Origin of the sequence: Phenylobacterium sp. LjRoot219 (assembly GCF_964252995.1) — a bacterium.
Taxonomy (GTDB): Bacteria; Pseudomonadota; Alphaproteobacteria; order Caulobacterales; family Caulobacteraceae; genus Phenylobacterium.
This window is the reverse complement of record NZ_CAXUQI020000001.1, coordinates 2,649,540-2,670,581: the sequence shown is the minus strand read 5'-3', so window position 1 is coordinate 2,670,581 and position 21,042 is coordinate 2,649,540. Positions and strand designations below refer to the sequence as shown.

Sequence of the window (21,042 nt, the reverse complement as noted above, 5' to 3'; positions counted from 1 at the left end):
GGGAGATCAGGATATGGCCACTTTTGAGAACAAGACTGCGCTCATCTTCGGGGCCGGGCAGAACATCGGCCGGGCCATCGCCCTGGAGTTCGCCCGCCGCGGCGCGCGGGTCGCAGTCGCCGACATCAACGCAGACGGAGCGGAGGAAGCGGCGCAGCGGATCCGCGACGCCGGCGGTCAGGCCGTCGGGCTGGGCTGCGACGTGACCAGCGCGGAGTCGGTGCGCGCCGCCGCCGACGCGGCCGAACGCGGCCTGGGCGCGGTCGACATCGTCATGAACAACGCCGGCGTCCTGCACAACGGGTGGGTCGAGGACATCCCGCTCGGCGAATGGCAGCGGATGTTCGACGTCAACCTGATGGGCATGGTTCGCAGCCTCGAGGTCTTCGTGCCGAAGATGCTCGCCCGCGGCGCCGGCCACATCGTCAACACCGCATCGTTCGCCGGGCTCTATCCGTTCGCCATCAACCGCATCCCCTACGCCGCCTCCAAGGCCGCGGTGGTGTCGATGTCGCAGAACTTGGCGCTGCACCTGGAGCCGAAGGGCGTGCGCGTCAGCTGCCTGTGCCCCGGCCCGGTGATGACCACCTCGCCGGACAGCATGAAGAGCTTCTCGGGCGAGATGGAGATGCGCGGCCCGGGCAGCCATCTGCAGGTGAAGAGCCAGGCGGAGACCGCGCGGACCCTCGCCGACGGAATGGAAGCCGGCCGGATCCTGATCCCGACCCACGCGGAGCTGTGGGAGACGCTGCGCGAATGGGCGGTCTCGCCCGACGACTACATCCGCGCCAAGGCCGCCGCCTTCGCCAGCGGCGACATCGGCAAGCCGTCGTTCGACGCCAGCGCGCTCGGGCTTGAGTGAGACGGCCCGCGTCTGCGACGATGAGGGCGTAGAGGAGCGATGAGATGCCGGTGACCGGACTGAACCACGTCAATATCCGAACGACGGATGTCGCGAGCTCCGCCAAGTTCTACGTCGATCTCTTCGACTTCGAGTTCCGCCAGGGGCCGGTCGTCATGGGCAACCAGAGCAACTGGCTGTTTGATCGCCAAGGCAATGCGATCATCCATTTCCGAGTGCTCGGAGCGGATTCGACCTCGACCGGACCGATCGACCACGTTGCGCTCAACTGCGAGGGCAAGGCCGACATTCTCAGCCGTCTCGAAGCGCGCAACATCAAGTTCGCCATGGCGGAGAACCTGACCCCCGGCGTCACCCAGGTCTTTGTCACCGATCCGCACGGCGTCGCCCTGGAACTGAACTTCACGAGCGCCTGAGGGCATCGCGCGACGGCGGGCGAGGCTGCCGATCCCCGCTCAGCGCGGCGTCGCCAGCAGGTCGACCTGCACGCGCACCGCCTTTTTCAGCGGCTGATCGCCGCCGAACTCGCCCGCGCCGACGCCGAACTGGGTCCGGTCGAGCGTGAGTTCGCCGCGCATTCGGGTGCGTGGGCCCTCCGGCTGCAGGGTGAACGGTAGGGTCGCCGGGCGGGCGACGTTGCGGATGGTCAGCTGGCCCACGGCTTCGTAGCGGTTCGCGCCGGTCTTGCGGAACGTGCTGGCGACGAATTTGGCGGTCGGGAACTGGCGCACGGCGAACCAGGCCGGCTCGCCGATGGTCTTGTCGTACTCCGCCGTGCCGGTGCGCACCGAGCCGGTCTGGATGACGACCACGGCCTTCGAGGCGTCGAGATGCGCCGGGTCGAAATTGATCTGCGCGTCCCACTTCTGGAAGGCGCCGGTGAACGGGCGACCGTCGAAGGTCCCGGTGAAACTGAGCTTCGAGGCGGCGGGATCGACGACATAGGGCCGGGCCAGCGCCGCCCCCGGGGCGGTGAGCGCCGCGGCGACGACCAGCAACAAGCCCAGGCGTGTCATGATCCGGCTCCGGCTCAGCGCAGGAACGGCAGCATCCGCTGCAGCTCCGGCGTGCGATCGATGAACTGGTGCTTCAACGCGCCGGCGACGTGGACGACGATCAGGGCGGCGCCCGTCCAGGCGAACACCCCGTGGGCCGAGCCGAGCGCGTCCTGCCAGGCCTTGCCGGCGCCGTCGACGATCGGCAGCGCCGGCCACAGGAACAGGCCGAAGAAGCGGGTCGGGGCCGGGCCCGGGGCGGCCGAGATCGCCGCCCAGCCGAGCAGCGGCGTCCCAACCATGAAGCCGTAGAGCGCCCAATGGACCGCGCGCGCCGCAGTCCGCTCCCAGGGTTTGAGCCAGGCGGCGAGCGGCGGCGGCGGGACCGCGAGCCGCCAGCCGAGCCGCATAAGACTCAGCAGCAGGATCAGGATTCCCAGCGACTTGTGCAGCTGGAACAACTGGTACTTCTGCAGGCCGAGCGGCAGGCCGACCATCCAGGCGCCCAGGCCGAGCTGGAAGACCAGCAGGCCGGCGAGCAGCCAGTGTAGCGTCGCGGCGACTGCGCTGTAGCGCTCAGCAGACCGCCTGAACCGGGCCATGGGCAATCATCTCGTCCCGCGCAGCCTGAAGCGTCCCACCGGCTGCAGCGCCGGTCAATCAGGTCGCCGCCGGGCGAACTCCACGTCGAACCGCAGCTCCATCTGGTCGCGGGTCAGCGTCGGGGCCGGCAGGCCGAACTCCGAGCGATGGATGCGGCCGCGGCCGATGAAGCGCAACCGCGGCGCGTCCGCGCTGGGCGCGCCGGTCGGCTCGGCGATCCCCCCGTGCAGGGTGATCGGGCGGGTCACGCCGCGCAGCGTCAGCCGCCCGTTCATCGTCCAGGCCCCGTCGCCGTCCATGCTGATGCGGTCCGAGACGAAGCTGGCTTGCGGCCAGCGCTCCGGTTCCAGCGCCGCCAGGGCGGAGCGCCGGGTCCAGGCCGAGGCGGTCGCCGAGGTCGTGTCGACATTGATTTTCACCCGGGCCCGCTCCTGCGCGCCGGGCGCGTGGGTGAGGTCGCCGTCGAGCCGGGTGAACCGCACCGAGGTCGCGCCGAGACCGCCGGCGAAGCCCAGGTTGATCCGCAGGCTCGAGCGATCCGGATCGAGCCGGTACTCGCCCGGCGGCGCCTCCACCGGCGGCGGCTGCGCCAGGGCCGGGGCGGCGAGGAGGGCGAACGCCGTGGCTGCGGCGACCAGCGCCGCGCGCGCCCGCCGCCAGGCGTCCGCCGCCGGCGGCCAGGCGAGGCCAGGACCGAGGTGCGGCCGGTCGAGGGTGCGGTGGAGCAGCGACAGCATGAACAGCACAACGACGCCGACCGGCTTCTGGAACCGCGGCGGCGGGTACTTCAGCTGCAGAAACCAGGTCAGGTCGCCGACGGCGCGGCGCCGATGCGTCGTTCGCGGACCCGCGTCCTGCAACTTGGCGGCCCTCCCTGCCCAGAGTAGCTTAGCGCCTTCTCCAGGCGCGCCTATGGCTTCGGTTGTCTCGCCGGTGCGCTCGGTGGCTTGGCGCAATCCCGGCCGCTGTTCCGCCGGAAGCAGGAGGCGTCGGATGCGTCTGACCGCGGTCGTCCTGGCCCTCGCGCTGGTCGCGGCGGGGCCGCTCGCGGCCGCGCCGCAGAGCCGCGACCCGGCGCAGGTCCCCGCCGGCGAGTACGTGCTCGACAAGCCGCACGCCAGCCTGATCGCGCGCGTCCCGCATCTCGGCTTCTCCCGCTACACCCTGCGCTTCAACCGGCTGGACGGACGCTTCGCCTACGATCCGGCCAACTGGCGTAACCCGCAGGTGACGTTCGAGGCCGACGCCGCCTCGGTGGACACCGGCGACAAGGACTTCGATCGCCAGATCGCCGGCTATTTCGACGCCGCCGCCCACCCGAAGATCACCTTCCAATCCCGCGCCCTGGAAGTGACCGGGGAGGGGACCGGCAAGCTGACCGGCGACCTGACCCTGCGCGGCGTCACCCACCCGGTGACCCTGGATGTCGTCTTCAACGGCGTCGGCCCCGGGATGATGGGCGGCGGCACGCGGCTGGGCTTTTCCGGAACCGGGCGGATCAACCGCTCCGACTTCGGGGTGACCGAGGTCAAGCAGTTCGTCGGCGACGAGGTCGACCTGCAGTTCGAGCTCGAATTCTTCCGCAAGTAGCCGAGCGCCTAGCCGTCACTGGCCCTCGGCTTCGGGGTCGCGGCGCGTCGCAGCCGGGGGACCGGCGAGAGCAGCGACGGCTGAGCGCCGCGGCCGGCCGAGGCCTTCACCCGGCGCACCTCCTTGAGCTGGGTTTCGAACGCCGAGATCGCCGCCTGCTGGTCGGGGCTCAGGCTGTTGCGGTTGAGGGTGGCGACCAGCACCTCCACCGCGTCGGCCAGACGGCCGAGCTGGCGGCCGTAGGAGCCGACGTCCTCGAGCACCTGGGCTTCGACGTCTGGCGCAGGCGTGTTGCCGAAGTTGATGTTGATCAGTCCCAGCTGGCCGGCCTGCCGGACGAACCAGCTCCAGGGGGCGATGAACTGCGAAACGTCGCCGCTGAGCGGCGTCATGATGGTCGCCATGTGCGCCAACCTCGAGCTTGCCGGGCGCCACCCTCTCACGCCGGGGCGCAACGGCCCAGCCTTCAGGCGCTGGCGGCCTGCGGGATCTCGTGGGCCTGCGGCTCCAGCGCCCAGGCCAGGGTCTGGAACAGGGCGGCGGCGGTGATCGGCTTGGCCAGGTGGCAGTCGGCGCCGGCCGCGCTGCTCGCCTCGACGTGCTCGCGCAGCGCGTTCGCCGTCAGCATGACGATCGGCGTGTGCGCCAGCCGCAGCTGCTGTTCGTGGTCGCGGATCGCCCGGGTGGCGGAGAGGCCGTCCAGCACCGGCATCTGCATGTCCATGAGCACGACGTCGAAGCGCTCGGCCCGGAACGCCTCGAGCGCGGCGGCGCCGTCGTGGGCCGAGACATAGGAGGCCCCCAGCTGGTCGAGCATCAGCTCCACCACCTTGCGATTGGTCGGATGGTCGTCGGCGATCAGCACCCGCAGACCGGGGTCCGGCGCGGTCGCCGGCGCGGCCTCGGCGAAAGGCTGTTCCAGCTCCGCCGGGGTGAGCGGCAGGTCGACCCAGAACCGCGCGCCTTCGCCCGGCGCGCTGGCGCAGTCGATCGCTCCGCCCATCAGGCCGGTGAGCTGGTGGCTGATCGCCAGGCCGAGCCCGGTGCCGCCGAAGCGGCGGGTGATCGAGCCGTCGGCCTGTTCGAACCGGCCGAAGATCTTGCCGCGCTGGGTCGCGTCGAAGCCGACGCCGGTGTCGGTCACCGATAGGCGGATCCGGCCTTCGGGGCCCGGCAGGGCCTCGACGAGGATGCCGCCGACGTCGGTGAACTTCACCGCGTTGGAGGCGAAGTTGGTCAGGATCTGACGGACCCGCAGGGCGTCACCCAGGAAGGCGCGGTCCAGCTCCGGCGCGACCTGCGCGGTGAGCTGGACGCCGCGCTCGTCGGCGCGCAGCCGCCACAGGTCGGCGGTCGCGCGCACCAGGTCGCCGAGGTGGAAGGGCGCGATCTCGATGTGCAGCCGGCCAGCCTCGATCCGCGCCTGGTCGAGGATGTCGGAGAGCAGGCTCGCCAGCGTCTCGCCGGAGGCGCGGATGATGTCGACGAGCTCGCGGTCGCGCGGCGCGAGGTCCGAGCGCGCCAGCACCTCGGCTGTGCCGACGATGCCGTTGAGCGGCGTGCGGATCTCGTGGCTCATGTTGGCGAGGAATTCGGACTTCGCGCGGTTGGCGTTCTCCGTCGCCGCACGCGTCAGCTCGCGGGCGATGGCCGCGGAGACCACGTCGGCGAACACCGCCAGGTCGGCGGCGTGCTGGGTGACGAAGGCCAAGGGCGACTTCGAGCCGATCATCAGCACGCCGAACACCCGCTCGCCGTCGCAAAGCGGCGCCGTCACGGTCGACCGCAGCCCGGTTTCGCGGATCAGCGAAGGGTGGACCCGCGGATCGGTGAAGGTGTCCTCGCACAGTTGCACGCTGCGGGTGCGCACGGTCGCGCCCGAGATGCTGCCTTCGATCGGAATGCGCAGCCCCAGGTAGCCGAACAGCTCGCCGGAGGCGGCGCGATAGACGATCTCGTCGTCCTCGACGAGGCCAACCACCACCGCGCCGGCGCCGGTCACCTGCAGCATCTCCTCGACGATCAGTTCGAGGAAGGCCTGCAGCGGCAGGTTGGCGGAGGTGATGCGCAGCTGCGCCGAGCGCTCGCGGGCCAGCCGCTCGGCGTCCCGGCGGGCGGTCTCGGCGCTGACCGCGCGGGCCGCATAGTCGCGGAAGGCCTCCAGCGCCTCGGCCATCTCCGCCAGTTCGATGCTGCCGGCGGCCGGCGGGATCGGCGCGTCCATGTCGCCCTGAGCCATCCGCCGCATCGCCCGAGCCATCTGGGTGACCGGGCTGGCCAGGCCGCGGCCGAGCCGGCGGCCGATGTAGGCCGCCAGCGCGGTCAGCAGCACGCCGCCGGCGATCGCCAGCCCGAGCAGTTTCAGCGTGCCGGTGAAGCCGCCGTTGAGCGGTTCGGCGACGATCAGCCGCCAGGGCGTCTGCGCCGCCTCGAAATTGATCGGCAGGGCGACCATGGCGACGCGTTCGCCCGCCCAGTCGCCGGTCACCCCGGCGTGGCCGGCGGCCGAGGCGCGGGCCAGCAGGCGCGGAGATAGCGGCAGGCTGGACGCCTGCTGCCGGATCAGGCCGGGGTCGTTGGACAGCACCACGAGGCCCGCGTCGGAAATCAGCGCGTAGCGGACCCCCTTGCCATTGGCGCGGCCGTTCAGTTCCTGGGCGAGGTCCGTCAGATAGATATCGACGCCGACCACGCCGACCAGCTTGCCGTCGACCCGCACCGGGCCGCTGATGCTGGCCATGGTCTTCCATTCGCCGGCGCCTTCGCCCATCCGCCAGACGTAGGGCTCGGTGACGATGATGCGGTTCTGCGCGACCGGCGAGCGGTAGAACTCGGCCTTGCGGTCCTCTGCGACGTTGTCGCGCCGGCCGGTGGTGTCCTGCACCAGCTGACCCTGCTCAGTGCGATACCAGTAGGGGAAGAACTCGCCGCGGGCGCTGGAGCCGAATGCGCCGCGGAACGCCCGGTCGCGTCCGTCGAAGCCGTCGGGCTCGGAGATCAGCCAGACGCCGTAGACGTCGGGCTCGCGCTGCAGGATGTGTCGGGTGATCTCGAGCACCCGCGGCCGCGAGAGGGCGCGGTAGCGCGCCGCCGAGCTGACGATCCCTTGCAGTTCCTGGGTGACCTGGGCGCCGCGGTTCAGCCGTTCGGCCAGTTCGCCGGCGATGGCGCTGGCGTTCGCCCGCGCCATCTCCACCGCCCCCGTCGCGCTGCGGGCGACCAGCAGCCCGCCGATGGCGAGCACGCACAGAAACGTCGTCGTGGCGGCCGAAAGACCGATCGCCAGCCCAAGCTTTGCGGAAATGGATTCCTGGTTTCTGCGCAAGTCGGTCCTCGGCGTAACCGTGATCTACACTTGTAAATAATCAGTGCGCGGCTGCCGGGGCCTTGAGGAGCGCGGCCTTCGAGCGAGCCTTAGTCGAGGAACGCTTGGGCGTGATTGAGCCGGCCGTGCGCGGCGAGGACGACCTGCACCGCCCGGCTCGCGTCCTTGTGTGCAGAAGGCCCGTTTCCCATTTCCGAAACATGGCATTCGACGGCTTTGACATCAGTAATCCGCCGCTCGATCCCTACAGCGAACGTGTCGCGCACGCGTTTGAGACTGTCGGGCCGAGCGTCGTTCACATCACCGCGCACAACGCCCGCGGCCGCAGCGGGACCGGCTCGGGCGTGCTGTTCACCCCCGACGGCTATCTGCTCACCAACAGCCATGTGGTTCATGGCGCCTCGCGCCTGACCGCCAGCCTGACCGACGGCCGCAGCTTCGAAGCGAGCCTGGTCGGCGACGACCCGGCGACCGACCTGGCGGTGCTGCGGCTGGCCGCGACGGGACTGCCGCACGCGCTGTTCGGCAGTTCGCGGGCCTTGCGGGTCGGCCAGCTGGTGGTGGCGATCGGCAACCCGCTCGGCTTTCAGGCGACGGTCACCGCCGGCATCGTCAGCGCGCTCGGCCGCACCCTGCGCGCGTCCGGCCGGCTGATCGAGAGCGTGATCCAGACCGACGCGCCGCTGAACCCCGGCAACTCCGGCGGCCCGCTGGTCGACGGGCAGGGCCGGGTGGTCGGCGTCAACACCGCGATGATCGGCGGGGCCCAGGGCATCTGCTTTGCGATCGGCGTCGACACCGCCGTCGACGTGGTCGCGCGGCTGATGCGCGACGGGCGGGTGCGCCGCTCGCGGCTCGGCCTGTCGGGCCAGACGACGCCGCTGGATCCGCGGCTGGCGGCGCGGCTGAAGCGCCAGCCGGCCAGCGCGGTGCTGGTGGCCGAGGTCCAGCCGGGCGGCGCCGCCGCGACCGGCGGCCTGCGGGCGGGCGACCTGCTGTTGCGCTTCGACGGCGAACTGGTCGCCAACGTCGACGATCTGCATCGCATGCTGACCGCCGAGCGCGCCGGCCGTGCGAGCGAAGTCGAGGTGCTGCGCCAGGGACGCCTCGAGACCTTTCAGCTCACGCCGGCGAGCGACGACTAAAACCGCGGCTGGGCGGAACCGCAGCGCCGCCGCGAGGGTATGAGGGGCGACTCTTCGGAGGCGTCCGTCATGACCGGAACCGACACGCGCAACGCTTGGCCAGAGCTGCCCTATGCGCGACTGCAGCCGACCGCCGGGACCCTGCTGCTCTGGACCCAGATTGTCGGCAAGGTCGCCGTCGCCCGGCTGCCCTGGCTCAATCACTCCTGGCACGTCGCCCTGCATATTTCGGCGCGCGGGCTCATCACGCCCTTGATCCCGTGCGGCGGCATGGGGTTGCAGCTGGAGTTCGACTTCCTGGCCCAGGAACTTGTCGTCCGCACCACCGAGGGGCGAGAGCGGCGCATCCCGCTGACCGCCGGCCCCGTCGCCGGCTTCTACCGCCACGTCATGGACGCGCTGACGGCGCTCGGCGCGCCGACGCGCATCGTCGCCCACCCGAACGAGACGCCGGACCCGACGCCGTTCGAGGAGGATCGGACCTCCCGCGCCTATGACCCGCAGGCGGCGCGCGACCTGTGGCTGGCGTACGTGCAGATGGCCCGCGTGTTCGGCCGCTTCCGCACCCGCTTCCTCGGCAAGTGCAGTCCGCTGCACTTCTTCTGGGGCGGCGCGGATCTCGCCCTGACCCGCTTCTCCGGGCGCCGCGCGCCGCTGCATCCAGGCGGCGTGCCCAACCTGCCGGACGAGGTCACCCGCGAGGCCTATTCGCACGAGGTCTCCAGCGCCGGCTTCTGGCCGGGCGATCCGCGCCTGCCGGAGCCGGCCTTCTATTCCTACGCCTATCCGACGCCGGACGGCTTCGCCGACGCCAAGGTCTCGCCCGCCGCCGCGCGGTTCGAGCCGGAACTGGGCGAGTTCGTGCTGCCCTACGCCGCGGTGCGGGCCGCGACCGACCCCGACGCGGACCTGCTCGCCTTCCTGCAGACCACCTACGAGGCCGCCGCCGACCTCGCCGGCTGGGACCGCGCGGCGCTGGAGTGCGCGGAAGGAACGCCGGGGCGGCCGCGCCCGGTCGGGTAATGGCCCCTCCCGCGTACGCGCGGGGGCTGTGCCTGGGGGTTTCGCCGGATATGCGCGCCGTCTGACAGACTTCACCCTCCCGGCGCGGATGGAATGGACCGGGGCATGCCGCCGCCAACGCGAGAGCGCTAGGGAGGCGCGGGCATGCAGTCGGTGCAGAAGATGTCGCTGCCGATGCTCACCGCGATGGTGGTCGGCTCGATGGTCGGGGCGGGCATCTTCTCCCTACCGCGCACCTTCGGGGCGGCGACCGGGCCGGTCGGGGCGCTGATCGCCTGGGGCATCGCCGGCGGCGGCATGTACATGCTGGCCCGGGTGTTCCAGTCGCTGGCCGAGCGCAAGCCCGACCTCGACGCCGGTGTGTTCGCCTACGCCAAGGCGGGCTTCGGCGACTACCCCGGGTTCCTCTCGGCCTTCGGCTACTGGATCGGCAGCTGCATCGGCAACGTCTCCTACTGGGTGCTGATCAAGGCGACGCTGGGCGCCTTCTTCCCGGTGTTCGGCGACGGCAATACGGTGGTCGCCATCGTCGTCGCCTCGATCGGCATCTGGCTGTTCCACTTCCTGATCCTGCGCGGCGTGAAGAACGCCGCCTTCGTGAACTCCATCGTCACGGTGACGAAGATCGTCCCGATCGTGGTGTTCATCCTCATCCTGGCATTCGCGTTCAAAGCCGGCCTGTTCCGCGAGAACTTCTGGGGCGGCGTCGGCATGCCGCAGACCAGCCTGTTCGAGCAGGTGCGCGCCACCATGCTGGTCACCGTGTTCGTGTTCCTCGGGATCGAGGGCGCCAGCGTCTATTCGCGCTACGCCCAGGAGCGGTCGCACGTCGGCACGGCGACGATCATCGGCTTCATCGGGGTGACCGGGCTGATGGTGCTGGTGACCCTGCTGCCCTACGCGGTGCTGCCGCGCGCCGAGATCGCCGAGATGCGCCAGCCGTCGATGGCCGCGGTGCTCGAGGCGGTGGTCGGCCACTGGGGCGCGGTGTTCGTCAGCATCGGCCTGCTGATCTCGGTGCTCGGCGCCTATCTGGCCTGGTCGCTGATCGCCGCCGAGGTGCTGTTCGTCGCCGCCAAGAACGAAGACATGCCGCGGGTCTTCGCCACCGAGAACAAGAACCAGGTGCCGGCCGCGGCGCTGTGGCTGACCAACATCATCGTCCAGCTGTTCGTCATCTCGACCTACTGGTCGCAGAACGCCTTCGACCTGATGCTCAGCCTGACCAGCGCGATGGCGCTGATCCCCTATCTGCTGGTGGCGGCGTTCGGCCTGCAGCTCGCCCAGCGAAGGGTCACCTACGAATTGCGTCCGCAGGAGCGGACCCGCGACCTGGTCTTCGCGGCGATCGCCTCGGCCTACACCCTGTTCATGATCTTCGCCGGCGGCGTGAAGTTCCTGGTCCTGTCGGCGTTGCTCTACGCGCCGGGCACGCTCCTCTACATCTGGGCGCGGCGTGAACAGGGCCGCCGGGTGTTCGGCCCGGTCGACTGGGGCCTGCTGGCGGTCGCCGTGATCGCCGCGCTCTACGGCGTCTACAGCCTGTTCACCGGGGCCATCACAATCTGACGGGAGAGAAGCCATGACGGCCGCGAGCGAGTACGGCGTCCATTCCGAGGTCGGGCAACTGCGCAAGGTGATGGTCTGCGCGCCGGGCCGCGCCCATCAGCGGCTGACGCCCAGCAACTGCGACGCGCTGCTGTTCGACGACGTGCTGTGGGTAGAGGTCGCCAAGCGTGACCATTTCGACTTCATGCAGAAGATGCGCGACCGCGGCGTCGAGGTGGTCGAGATGCACAACCTGCTGGCCACCACCGTCGGCATCCCCGAGGCGCGCAAGTGGATCCTCGACAACCAGGTGGTCGCCAACCAGATCGGGCCTGAGCTGCTGAGCGAGGTCCGCAGCTACCTCGACGGCCTGCCGGACCGCGAACTGGCCGAGACCCTGATCGGCGGTCTGTCGACCGAGGAGTTTCCGGTCGAGATCGGCGGCACGAAACTGCAGCTGATCCACGAGGCGGCCGGCGTCGCCGAATACCTGCTGCCGCCGCTGCCCAACACCCTCTACACCCGCGACACGACCTGCTGGATCTACGGCGGCGTGACGCTCAATCCGCTCTACTGGCCGGCGCGTCACGAGGAGACGATCCTCACCACGGCGATCTACAAATTCCACCCCGACTTCGCCGGCAAGGTGAAGGTCTGGTGGGGCGACCCCACCGAGGACTGGGGTCTGGCGACGCTTGAGGGCGGCGACGTCATGCCGATCGGCAAGGGCAATGTGCTGATCGGCATGAGCGAGCGCAGCTCGCGCCAGGCGATCGGCCAGGTCGCCGCCAAGCTGTTCGCGGCCGGCGCCGCCGAACGGGTGATCGTCGCGGCCATGCCCAAGCTGCGCGCGGCGATGCACCTCGACACGGTGTTCACCTTCGCCGACCGCGACTGCGTGCTGGTGCACCCGGACATCGTCGACCAGATCCACGCCTATTCTTACCGGCCGGGGAAGAAGCCGGGCGAGCTGGACCTGCGCAAGGACGAGAGTTCGCTGGTCGACACCGTCGGCGAGGCGCTCGGCGTCAAGCAGATGCGCGTCGTCGAGACCGGCAGCACGGCCTACATGCGCGAGCGCACCCAGTGGGACAGCGGCGCCAACCTGGTCTGCGCCTCGCCGGGCGTGGTCTTCGCCTACGACCGCAACACCTACGCCAACACCCTGCTGCGCAAGGCCGGCATCGAGGTGATCACCATCTCCGGCTCCGAACTCGGCCGCGGGCGGGGCGGGGGGCACTGCATGACCTGCCCGATCCAGCGCGACGCCGTGGACTTCTAGGTCGGCCATGGCGCGGCGGCATGAGCTGGCGGCCGGCGCGTTCGCGGCGATCCTGCTCGCCGCGGGCGGCGGCGCGGCCCTGGCGCAGGCGCGCGATCCCAGCGCCAACTACGACACCCGCGACGTGCTGCACCGGCTGCCGCACGGCGTCTACCAGTTGCCGACGAAGGAGGCCGCCCAGGGCCGGCCGGTCACCTTCGAGCTGTCGCTCGCCGGGACCTATGCGACCAACGCCGGGGCCAGTCGCTTCGACGCGATCGACACCGGCTATCTGACGCCGGGGTTCGGCGTCGACGTCACGCCGGTGACGCTGGCCGGCTGGGACCTCGGCGGCGGAGCGCTGATCGACGCCGACCTCTACACCGGCGACTACGACGACGCGTTCGGCGAGGGGCGACTGGAGGGGTTCGTCTTCGCCGAGCACCCGCTGGGGCCGGGGCGGCTGATCGCCGAGGCGGTGCTGCTGGGGGTGTTCGACAACGACTTCTCCGACCAGGCCTTCCGGCTGCTGATCAGCAACCTGACCTACAGCCTCAGCCGCGGCGGGATGAACGCCGACGTCGCCGCCGAGTACCAGGACGCCGACGTGCCGGAGCTGCGCCGCACGCGGCTGACGACGACGCTGGCCTACACCCTGCCGGAGCCGCAGCTCGGCTACGACATCACCGTCGAGGGCGATCTCGCCTTCTCCGACTTCAACGGCGGGGCCAACAGCAACCGCAACGACACGGTCGCGGCGCTGGTGCTGATCGCCGAGCGGGAGCTGGCCCGGGGCTGGTCCTTGGGCTGGGAGGCGGCGGTCCTCAATAGCTTCTCCAACCGCAAGAGTTCGCGCTTCACCGCGCTCGACCTGGTCTTCGAGCTCGGCAAACGGTTCTGAGCGCCTGCCGGCGGCCGGCGCGGCGCAGTGCGTTCGTCAGTGTTCCAGCTGCACAGGGAAGGGTTCGCCATGGCCGCGTCGACGGAGCAGAAGCTCTCGCTTCGCGCGCTGACCGCGCTGGTGATCGGCTCGATGATCGGGTCCGGCATCTTCGCGCTGCCGGGGGCGTTCGGGCGCGCGACCGGCGGCGTGGGCGCGATGATCGCCTGGGTCATCGCTGGCTCCGGCATGTTGATGCTGGCCTTCGCCTTCCAGAACCTGGCGCAGCGCCGCCCGGACCTCGACGCCGGCATCTTCGCCTACGCCCGGGCGGGCTTCGGCTCCTACGTCGGCTTCGTCGCCGCGGCCGGCTACTGGATCGGCGCATGCTTCGCCGACACCGCCTGCCTGATCCTGATCAAGGCGACGCTTGGCCAGTTCTTCCCGATCTTCGGGGACGGCACCACGCCGGTCGCCATCCTTGGCGCCTCGCTGCTGGTGTGGGCGGTGCACGTGCTGGTGCTGCGCGGGGTGAAGAACGCCGCGACGCTCAACGCCATCGCCACCTATGCGAAGATCATCCCGATCGGCCTGTTCGTGATCGTCATCGTCGCCGCCTTCCAGGCCGACATCTTCGTGGGCAACCTCTGGGGCGGCGAGGCGCCGAGCGTCGGGGCGGTGGCCAGCCAGGTGCGCGCCACCATGCTGGTGACGGTCTTCGTCTTCGTCGGCATCGAAGGCGCCAGCGTCTATTCGCGCTATGCGATGCGCCGCAAGGACGTCGGCGTCGCCACCGTGCTCGGCTTCCTGACCGTGCTCTGCCTGCTGGTGCTGGTCACCATCGCCTCCTACGGGGTCATGCCGCAGTCGGACCTGGCGGCGCTTCCCGCCCCGTCGATGGCCGGGGTGATGTCGCACGTGGTCGGGCCCTGGGGCGGGGTGTTCGTCAGCGTCGGCCTGCTGATCTCGGTGCTCGGCAACTACCTGTCCTGGTCGCTGCTGGCGGCCGAGGTGGTGCACGCGGCCGCGAAGGACGGGGTGATGCCCGCCGTGCTCAGCCGGGAGAACGCCGCTGGCGCGCCGGCCGCGGCGCTGTGGCTGAGCAACCTCGTCATTCAGGTCTTCCTGCTGCTCTCCTGGTTCGCCGAGGAGGGGTTCACCATGGCGCTGAAGATGACCGGGGCCATGACCCTGATCCCCTATCTGCTGGTCGCGGCCTACGCGGTCCGCCTGGGCTGGACCGGCGAGACCTACGCCGACGATCCGCGGAGCCGCCGGGGCGACCTGGTCCGCGCAGCCCTCGCCACCGCCTACGCCTGCCTGATGCTGGTGGCCGGCGGGACGAAGTTCCTACTGCTGTCGGCCTTGCTCTACCTGCCGGTGACGATCCTCTTCGTCCTGGCGATGCGCGAGCAGAAGAAGCCGGTGTTCACGCTCGCCGAGTGGGGACTGGTCGCTGCCGTCGCGCTGGGCGCTGTCGTCGGCGTTTACGGCCTGGCGTCTGGCGGCATCGTGATCTGATCGGGTCCGGCGGGGGCCGGGATCAGGCCGGGCGAGACGCCCGGCCGTCCCGGCGCGTCAGCGGACGACGCGGGTGTTCTCGGCGCTGCCGACCACGCGGACCTGGTCGCCCATCCGGAAGTCGCGGATGTCGCCCGGCTGCACGACGGCGACGGCCTGGCCGGTTTCCTGCAGGGTCACCGTCACTTCGATGGCGCGTTGGGTCTGCGACCCCTGGACCGCGCTGCCGATGGCGCCGCCGACCACCGCGCCGCCGACGCCTGCGGCGACGTTCGAGGCCGTGTCGCCGCCGATTTGGCTGCCGCCGATCGCGCCGAGGGTCGCGCCGGTCACCATGCCGAGCCGGGTCTGGCCGGGACGGATCTCGACGTTGCGCACGCCGGTCACCTGGCCGAACTGCACCGTTTGCGGCGTCATCGCCTCGTTGCGGGAGAAGGAGGTCGGCGAGGGCTGTGGGGTGCAGCCGGCGACGCCGACGACGCAGATCGAAAACGCCAGGACTGTGAGTGATGATCGCATGAGAGATCCTCCATTCGCCGGGAGGAAACAGTGGACCGCCCGCCACGGGTATCGGGTGAAGACCCCAGCAGCCCTGAGGCGAACCTCAAATCCCGATCAACGCAGCGTGGGATATTCCGGCGGGATGTTGCGCCAGGCCGAGCCGTCCAGCCCCATCTGCCGCCCGCGCTCGAACAACTGCCGCATGTAGTTGGTGTCGAAGTCGTGCTCGCGGGGCGCGTCGAAGTCGGCGGGGATGAAGGCGAGGTTGAACTTCACGCCGTCGCGCTGGGTCAGCAGGAAGATCTGCGTCAGGTCGCCCAGGCCCTGGGTGTGGATCAGCGCCGACACCGAGCGGCCGGCGATGCTCAGCGTGCGTCGGTCGACGCTGGCCCAGTCGGGGTCCAGCCGGCTGTTGCGGATCACGTAGATGGTCCGCGGTCGGTCCTTCAGCGCGACCTCCCGCAGCTGGAAGGAGGACGGGTACATGAACACCTGCTGCGTCGTCCCGCCGTCGACGTGCATCTCCTGATAGCGCCGGCCGTCGACGGTCACGTCGATCATCACCGGCGGGAACACGCCGGGGATCGAGGCGGAGGCCAGGATCACCTTGCGGAACAGCGCGAGCGCGTGGGGATCCTTGCTGGCCGCGATCGCGGTCATGTCCCAGATCACCGGCTCGCGGGAATCCAGGTCGGTGGTGCCGACGAACAGCAGCCGGCCCTTGGCGTACTCGGCGGCGATGTCGTCCAGCACCGGCTGGGTGATGTAGCGCTTGATCAGCCCGGCCAGCGGCTGGGAGTCGGCCATGGCGTCGTCGAAGATGGCCGCGGTGATGAAGCGCCGCCTGAGAATGTCGTCGCGCGAGACCTCGGTGTAGGTTTCGCGCAGGGAGGCGTCGTAGCGCGGGCCGAGGAAGGCGAACGGCGCGCTCAGGGCGCCGGTGCTGATCCCGGTGACGGCGCGAAACGCCGGGCGGTCGCCGCGCTGGGTCCAGCCGACCAGAAGCCCGGCGCCGAAAGCTCCGGCGTCGCCGCCGCCGGAGATCGCCAGGAAGGCGACCGGCGACGCGGTCGTCTGCCCAGTGCGCGCCATCCAGGCCCGTTCCCGTTCGACCGACGCCGCCGCGGCGCGCAGCAGGGCGTCGGTGTCGCGGTCCGGCCAGTAGCGCACATTGGGGATTAGCGGCTGGGCGCGGGCGGTCTGGCCGACCGGCACGGCGGGCAGGCGAAAGGTCGTCGCGCAGGCCGACAGGCAGAGCTGAAGCGCCAGAACCAGGGCCGCGAAACGCAGGGGCCGCATCACCCGGCTCCGCGTCGGCGTCAGTGCGGCGGTCGGTTGCGGGCGATGATCTTCAGGGTGATCAGCAGGATGCCGAGCGCGGCGAGGCCGAAGCCGATCACCGTGGCCAGGTGGGCGCGGTTAAAGACGCCGACCAGGATCACCGCGAGACCGACCAGCAGGCAGAGCAGCCCGAGGAGGTATTTGGCGAGGAGGGGTCCGGCTCCGGGTCGTGCAGCGTCCATCATCGACTCCCGCCAGAAGCGGAGCGTCACCGCCCCGATCAGCTAGAAACCGCGTTCGCGAGCGAGCGGTTCCTGGGGCGCGTTCAACTGGCGAGCGCGGCGGCCTCGGCGCGGCCGGGCAGGCGATAGAGCTGCTCGAGCACCAAGGCTGCGGCGCCTTCGGCGTAGCTGATCGTCGGGCGCACCTTCCACTGCACTTGCGTTAGGTCGAGCAGCACGGGGAAGGCGCTCTCGCGCAGCGCCGCCTGCAGCTGCGGGTCCATGAGCTCGGGGATCTCCGGCGAGGTGGTGAGGATGAGAATGCGGGCGGGGTTCGCGACGTTGATGTGGTTGGCCAGCGCCACGCCCAGCAGACGGCCGGCGCGGCTGAAGACTTCATGCGCCACGGCGTCGCCGGCCAGGGCCTCCCGGGCGAAGATCGTCGCCGTCGCCTCGACGCGGTCGATCGCCGGGTCCGCCAGGCCGCGCAGGTCGCAGATCTCCCGGACGATGCTGAAAAGGCTGGCGTGGGTCGCCAGGCAGTCCTGGCCGCCGCACATGCACGGCCGGCCGCCGGTCAGGCCGAGCTTCACATGCGCCAGCTCGGCGTTGAGGTTGCGGCCGCCGCTCCAGAGCAGCCCATCGACGTACTGCGCCAGGCCGATCCAGGCGTTGTAGAGGACCAGGGTGAAGTCCTCGAGTTCGCGGTCGGCGCCGAACCAATGCTCCGCCCGGGCGACGATGTTGGTGCCGTTGTCGACCACGACCGGCAGCTGAAGGCGGTCCTGCAGCAGCGCCGCCACCGGCACCGGGCGCACCGGATAGGTGGCCAGCCAGTGCAGCACGCCGGCCTCGCCGTCGACGATCGCCGGCAGGGCGACGCCGACGCTGTGGATCGCCGCCTTCGGGATCGGTCCGGCGGCGATCGTCTGCTCGATGCCAGCGCCGACGCCCTCGATCAGCGCCTCGATGGTCTCGGCCTTGCCGAAGGGCACCGACTTCCGGAACAGGGTGTCGCCGCGCGCATTGGCGATCTCCACCGCCACGGAGCCGCCCACCGGCAGGGTGGCGGAGACCACGAAGGCGGCTTCGGGGTTCAGCCGCAGCGCGATGCGCGGCCGTCCCATCCGGTTGGTGGTGACCTTCTCTTCCACCAGGACGTTGCGGCGCACCAGCTCGCCGACGACTTCGGTGATGGTGCCGCCGGCCAGGCCGGTGAGCTGCGCCAGTTCGGTTCGCGACACGGGCTCGTTTCGACGGATCGCCTTCAGCACCCGCAGCCGGTTGTATTCCTGATCGCTGATCCGCATCCGGCCTGTCCCGCCGCGCAGCTCTGCCGGCGTCATCTACTAGGCCGGCAGGATAGGGCGGGGCTCGCTGCGCCGCCAGCCGCTTAGGCGGCCGGACGGCGGCGGCGCAGCGAAGCCTCAGGCCGGGATGCGGGCGATCAGCGCTTCGCTCTCGGTCCAGAGCCGTTCGGCGGCCTCGTCGTCCTGGCCCTGGGCGCTGACGGTGTCGGGCGCGCGCTGGTGGAAATAGCCGCCGGTCGACTGGCCGGGCTCGGCCGCCGTCGCTAGCCAGACCAGGGTGTCGGCGCCCTGCGCCGGCGTGAAGGCCACGTCCTTCTTCGACGCTAGATAGCTCTGCATCGCCTGATCGCCGTGGCTGGCGAAGTTGCTGTCGACGATGCCGGGGTGCATGGCGTGCGCCACCACCCCGTAGGGCGCGACGCGCTTCGCCAGCGCGCGGGTGAACAGCACATTGGCCAGCTTGGCGTTCATGTAGGCCGGCGCCGTCTGGAAATTCTCGAGCATCTGCAGGTTCGACCAGTCGAAGCCCGGGCTGCCCAGGTGGCCGCTGGAGGAGGTGTTGACCACCCGCACCGCGCCGGCCGGCTGATCGGCGGCGGCTGCCTGCAGCAGCGGCAGCAGGCGCTGGGTCAGCAGGAAGGGGCCGAGGTGGTTGCCGGCGAAGGTCGCCTCGTTGCCCTCGGCTGTCACCACCCGTTCCTTGCCGACGCCGCCAGCGTTGTTCAGCAGCACGTCGAGGCGGTCGGTGCGGGCGGCGATCGCCTTCGCCGCCCGCGCGGCGCCGGCCATCAGCGAGAGGTCGGCGAGAATCATCTCGACCTCGGCGCCCGGCGCGGCCGCGCGGATCTCCGCCTCGGCCTCGGCGCTGCGCTGCGGATCGCGACCCAGGCCGATGACCCGCCAGCCGGCGGCCACCAGCGCCTTGGCCGCTTCCTTGCCGATGCCCGAGCTCGCGCCCGTGACCACCGCGACCCGCGTCCGCGCTTCCGCCGCCATCCTCGATCTCCCTGGTCCGCCGGCCGCCCGGCAGCTCGACTTATTGACGCCCAATACGTTTCATTACTGGCCGATCGCCAGCGACCGCGCCAGCGAAAATGCGGCCGGTCGGCGGGGAACGGCGAGCGCCCGCGGCGATTGACAGAGCGCCCGGACGCAGCGGACCTTGCTCGGGCCGGGCTTCCGCGTCATGCACGCGAGCCCGATGGGCCGTGTGACCCGGTCGGCGCCGCTGTGCGCCACGGGCCGATGCGCGGCAGGGGCCGGAAGGGAAGGAAAGACATGGCGGAAGCGCAGGGCGTGCCACAGCCGACGCGCAGCTGGGGTCCGCTCGAACCGCTCCGGGAGCGGACCTTCCGCAACATCTGGTCGACCAGCATGCTGTCGAACTTCGGCGCGCTCATCCTGGGCGTCGGGGCGGCGTGGGAGATGACCCACATCGCCGATTCGCCGGAGATGGTGGCGCTGGTGCAGACGGCGCTGATGCTGCCGCTGATGCTGGTCTCCGTGCCGGCGGGCGCGATCGCCGACATGTTCGATCGGCGCAAGGTCGCGCTCACCGGCCTGGCGTTCGCGATCGTCTGTTCGGCGGCGCTGAGCGCGTTGGCGCTGTTCGGCCTGACCACGCCGTGGCTGCTGCTGGGCTTCTGCTCGCTGATTGGCGTCGGCGTCGCGCTCTACGGCCCGGCCTGGCAGGCCTCGGTGCGCGAGCAGGTCTCGGCGGAGCAGCTGCCGGCCGCCGTGGCGCTGGGTTCGATCAGCTACAACGTCGCGCGCAGCTTCGGTCCGGCGATCGGCGGGGTCATCGTCCTGGTGGCCGGAGCGGAGGCGGCGTTCGGGGTGAACACCGTCTGCTATCTGCCGCTGTTCGCCGCCTTCTACTTCTGGCGCCGCGAACCGGCGCCGGCCCGGCTGCCGCCGGAGCGGATGGACCGGGCGATCGTCTCCGGCGCGCGCTACGTCATTCACTCGCCGGCGATCCGCACCGTGCTGGTCCGCTCGCTGGTCTACGGCCTGACCGGCGCCTCGGTCGCGGCGCTGACGCCGATCGTCGCCCGCGACCTGCTCCACGGCAGCGCCGGCACCTACGGCCTGCTGCTGGGGGTCTACGGGGCCGGCGCGGTCGCCGGCGCGCTGGCGATCCCCAAGGTGCGCGAGCGCATGGGGATGGAGCAGGCGGTCAGCGTGTTCGCCATCATCTCGGGCCTGATGGTGGTCGTCATGGGGCTCAGCCACCACACCATCCTGACCGCGGCGGCCATGACGATCGCCGGCGCCGCCTGGATGCTGCTGGCGGCGATGCTGAACCTCGGCGTGCAGCTCTCCGCGCCGCGCTGGGTCACCGCGCGGGCGCTGTCCTGGTACATGTCGGCGCTGACCGGCGGGATGGCGGTCGGGGCCTGGATCTGGGGGCGCACGGCCGCCGACTATGGCGTCGACGAGGCGCTGATGATCTCCGGCGGCGCGCTGATCCTGTCGCCGCTGATCGGCCGCTTCCTGCCGATGCCGAGCGTCGACGTCGACGAAACCGAGCCCTTCGAGCTGAGCAACGAACCGGAGGTCGCCATGGCGATCACCCCGCGCAGCGGCCCGGTGGTGATCGAGGTCGACTACGAGGTCGACCTGGCCCTGGCGCGGCAGTTCTACGACGCGATGCAGAAGCTGCAGCGGGCGCGCCAGCGCAACGGCGCGTTCGACTGGTCGCTGTCGCGCGACATCGCCGATCCGGCGCTCTGGACGGAGCGCTACTTGTGCCCGACCTGGGGCGACTATCTGCGGCTGCGCAGCCGGTTCACCCACTCCGACCGGGCGCTGCAGGAGAACGCCACCGCCCTGGTCCGCGGCGGCAGCACCACGGCCGTCCGCCGCAAGCTGGAGCGTCCGTTCGGCTCGGTCCGCTGGCGAGCCGACACCCCCGATTTGGGCAGCAACGAGCCGATGCTCACTTATCCCCCATGATGCGGGGCGAGGGAGAACAGG

20 protein-coding genes are annotated in these 21,042 nt (G+C 70.7%); 10 read left to right on the top strand and 10 right to left on the bottom strand.

Annotation, left to right across the window (positions count from 1 at the left end; all coding sequences use genetic code 11):
- Positions 1-13 precede the first annotated feature (13 nt).
- A complete protein-coding gene (locus ACSQ14_RS13080; RefSeq protein ID WP_436013411.1) occupies positions 14-862 on the top strand; it encodes an SDR family NAD(P)-dependent oxidoreductase in 849 nt (282 codons plus the stop codon).
- Positions 863-906: 44 nt separating this feature from the next.
- The gene (locus ACSQ14_RS13075; RefSeq protein WP_436013409.1) at positions 907-1,278 is read left to right on the top strand and encodes a VOC family protein; all 372 of its coding nucleotides are present in this window, start codon (positions 907-909) and stop codon (positions 1,276-1,278) included.
- Between the two features lie 39 nt (positions 1,279-1,317).
- On the opposite strand, the gene ACSQ14_RS13070 is transcribed toward ACSQ14_RS13075, so the two are convergent.
- The 3 genes from ACSQ14_RS13070 to ACSQ14_RS13060 are packed head-to-tail and all read right to left on the bottom strand — an operon-like array spanning position 1,318 to position 3,320.
- Entirely contained in the window at positions 1,318-1,878 is a 561-nt protein-coding gene (locus ACSQ14_RS13070) for a YceI family protein (protein WP_436013407.1), read from the bottom strand.
- 14 nt (positions 1,879-1,892) lie between these two features.
- Positions 1,893-2,459, bottom strand: a complete 567-nt coding sequence (locus tag ACSQ14_RS13065) for a cytochrome b (protein WP_436013405.1) — start codon at positions 2,457-2,459, stop codon at positions 1,893-1,895.
- A 54-nt stretch (positions 2,460-2,513) separates the two neighbouring features.
- Positions 2,514-3,320 (bottom strand): YceI family protein, encoded by an 807-nt coding sequence (locus ACSQ14_RS13060; protein WP_436013403.1) that lies wholly within the window; start codon positions 3,318-3,320, stop codon positions 2,514-2,516.
- Between the two features lie 133 nt (positions 3,321-3,453).
- Here ACSQ14_RS13060 and ACSQ14_RS13055 point away from each other — a divergent pair, with 133 nt between their 5' ends.
- Entirely contained in the window at positions 3,454-4,050 is a 597-nt protein-coding gene (locus tag ACSQ14_RS13055; protein ID WP_436013401.1) for a YceI family protein, read from the top strand.
- 8 nt (positions 4,051-4,058) lie between these two features.
- Here ACSQ14_RS13055 and ACSQ14_RS13050 read toward each other — a convergent pair whose 3' ends face one another.
- Together ACSQ14_RS13050 and ACSQ14_RS13045 are read right to left on the bottom strand one after the other, a co-directional pair.
- The gene (locus ACSQ14_RS13050) at positions 4,059-4,454 is read right to left on the bottom strand and encodes a hypothetical protein (RefSeq protein ID WP_436013399.1); all 396 of its coding nucleotides are present in this window, start codon (positions 4,452-4,454) and stop codon (positions 4,059-4,061) included.
- A gap of 62 nt (positions 4,455-4,516) precedes the next feature.
- Complete coding sequence (locus ACSQ14_RS13045; protein ID WP_436013397.1) at positions 4,517-7,375, bottom strand: response regulator; 2,859 nt, start codon at positions 7,373-7,375, stop codon at positions 4,517-4,519.
- A gap of 200 nt (positions 7,376-7,575) precedes the next feature.
- Here ACSQ14_RS13045 and ACSQ14_RS13040 point away from each other — a divergent pair, with 200 nt between their 5' ends.
- The 6 genes from ACSQ14_RS13040 to ACSQ14_RS13015 all read left to right on the top strand — a co-directional run bounded on the left by ACSQ14_RS13040 (position 7,576) and on the right by ACSQ14_RS13015 (position 14,753).
- Positions 7,576-8,520 (top strand): S1C family serine protease, encoded by a 945-nt coding sequence (locus ACSQ14_RS13040; protein WP_436013395.1) that lies wholly within the window; start codon positions 7,576-7,578, stop codon positions 8,518-8,520.
- A 69-nt stretch (positions 8,521-8,589) separates the two neighbouring features.
- Positions 8,590-9,543 carry a DUF5996 family protein gene (locus ACSQ14_RS13035; protein ID WP_436013393.1) on the top strand — a complete coding sequence of 318 codons (954 nt, stop codon included), beginning with the start codon at positions 8,590-8,592 and terminating at the stop codon, positions 9,541-9,543.
- Between the two features lie 144 nt (positions 9,544-9,687).
- Positions 9,688-11,112: a basic amino acid/polyamine antiporter gene (locus ACSQ14_RS13030; RefSeq protein WP_436013391.1), complete on the top strand. Its 1,425-nt coding sequence runs from the start codon at positions 9,688-9,690 to the stop codon at positions 11,110-11,112.
- A gap of 13 nt (positions 11,113-11,125) precedes the next feature.
- Complete coding sequence (locus ACSQ14_RS13025; protein WP_436013389.1) at positions 11,126-12,373, top strand: arginine deiminase; 1,248 nt, start codon at positions 11,126-11,128, stop codon at positions 12,371-12,373.
- Positions 12,374-12,380: 7 nt separating this feature from the next.
- On the top strand, positions 12,381-13,253 hold the full coding sequence (locus ACSQ14_RS13020; RefSeq protein ID WP_436013387.1) for a hypothetical protein: 873 nt from the start codon (positions 12,381-12,383) through the stop codon (positions 13,251-13,253).
- 69 nt (positions 13,254-13,322) lie between these two features.
- Positions 13,323-14,753 carry a basic amino acid/polyamine antiporter gene (locus tag ACSQ14_RS13015; RefSeq protein ID WP_436013385.1) on the top strand — a complete coding sequence of 477 codons (1,431 nt, stop codon included), beginning with the start codon at positions 13,323-13,325 and terminating at the stop codon, positions 14,751-14,753.
- A 57-nt stretch (positions 14,754-14,810) separates the two neighbouring features.
- Here the strand turns inward: ACSQ14_RS13015 and ACSQ14_RS13010 are convergent, their stop codons facing one another.
- From ACSQ14_RS13010 to ACSQ14_RS12990, 5 genes are all read right to left on the bottom strand, one after another.
- Positions 14,811-15,272: a glycine zipper 2TM domain-containing protein gene (locus ACSQ14_RS13010; protein ID WP_436013383.1), complete on the bottom strand. Its 462-nt coding sequence runs from the start codon at positions 15,270-15,272 to the stop codon at positions 14,811-14,813.
- A 96-nt stretch (positions 15,273-15,368) separates the two neighbouring features.
- Positions 15,369-16,553 (bottom strand): patatin-like phospholipase family protein, encoded by a 1,185-nt coding sequence (locus tag ACSQ14_RS13005; RefSeq protein ID WP_436013381.1) that lies wholly within the window; start codon positions 16,551-16,553, stop codon positions 15,369-15,371.
- A gap of 20 nt (positions 16,554-16,573) precedes the next feature.
- Positions 16,574-16,777, bottom strand: a complete 204-nt coding sequence (locus ACSQ14_RS13000) for a hypothetical protein (protein WP_436013379.1) — start codon at positions 16,775-16,777, stop codon at positions 16,574-16,576.
- An 83-nt stretch (positions 16,778-16,860) separates the two neighbouring features.
- Entirely contained in the window at positions 16,861-18,066 is a 1,206-nt protein-coding gene (locus ACSQ14_RS12995) for an ROK family protein (protein WP_436013377.1), read from the bottom strand.
- A 117-nt stretch (positions 18,067-18,183) separates the two neighbouring features.
- Positions 18,184-19,062 carry an SDR family NAD(P)-dependent oxidoreductase gene (locus ACSQ14_RS12990; protein WP_436013375.1) on the bottom strand — a complete coding sequence of 293 codons (879 nt, stop codon included), beginning with the start codon at positions 19,060-19,062 and terminating at the stop codon, positions 18,184-18,186.
- Between the two features lie 282 nt (positions 19,063-19,344).
- Here ACSQ14_RS12990 and ACSQ14_RS12985 point away from each other — a divergent pair, with 282 nt between their 5' ends.
- On the top strand, positions 19,345-21,021 hold the full coding sequence (locus ACSQ14_RS12985) for an MFS transporter (RefSeq protein ID WP_436013373.1): 1,677 nt from the start codon (positions 19,345-19,347) through the stop codon (positions 21,019-21,021).
- The last annotated feature ends 21 nt before the right edge of the window (positions 21,022-21,042 follow it).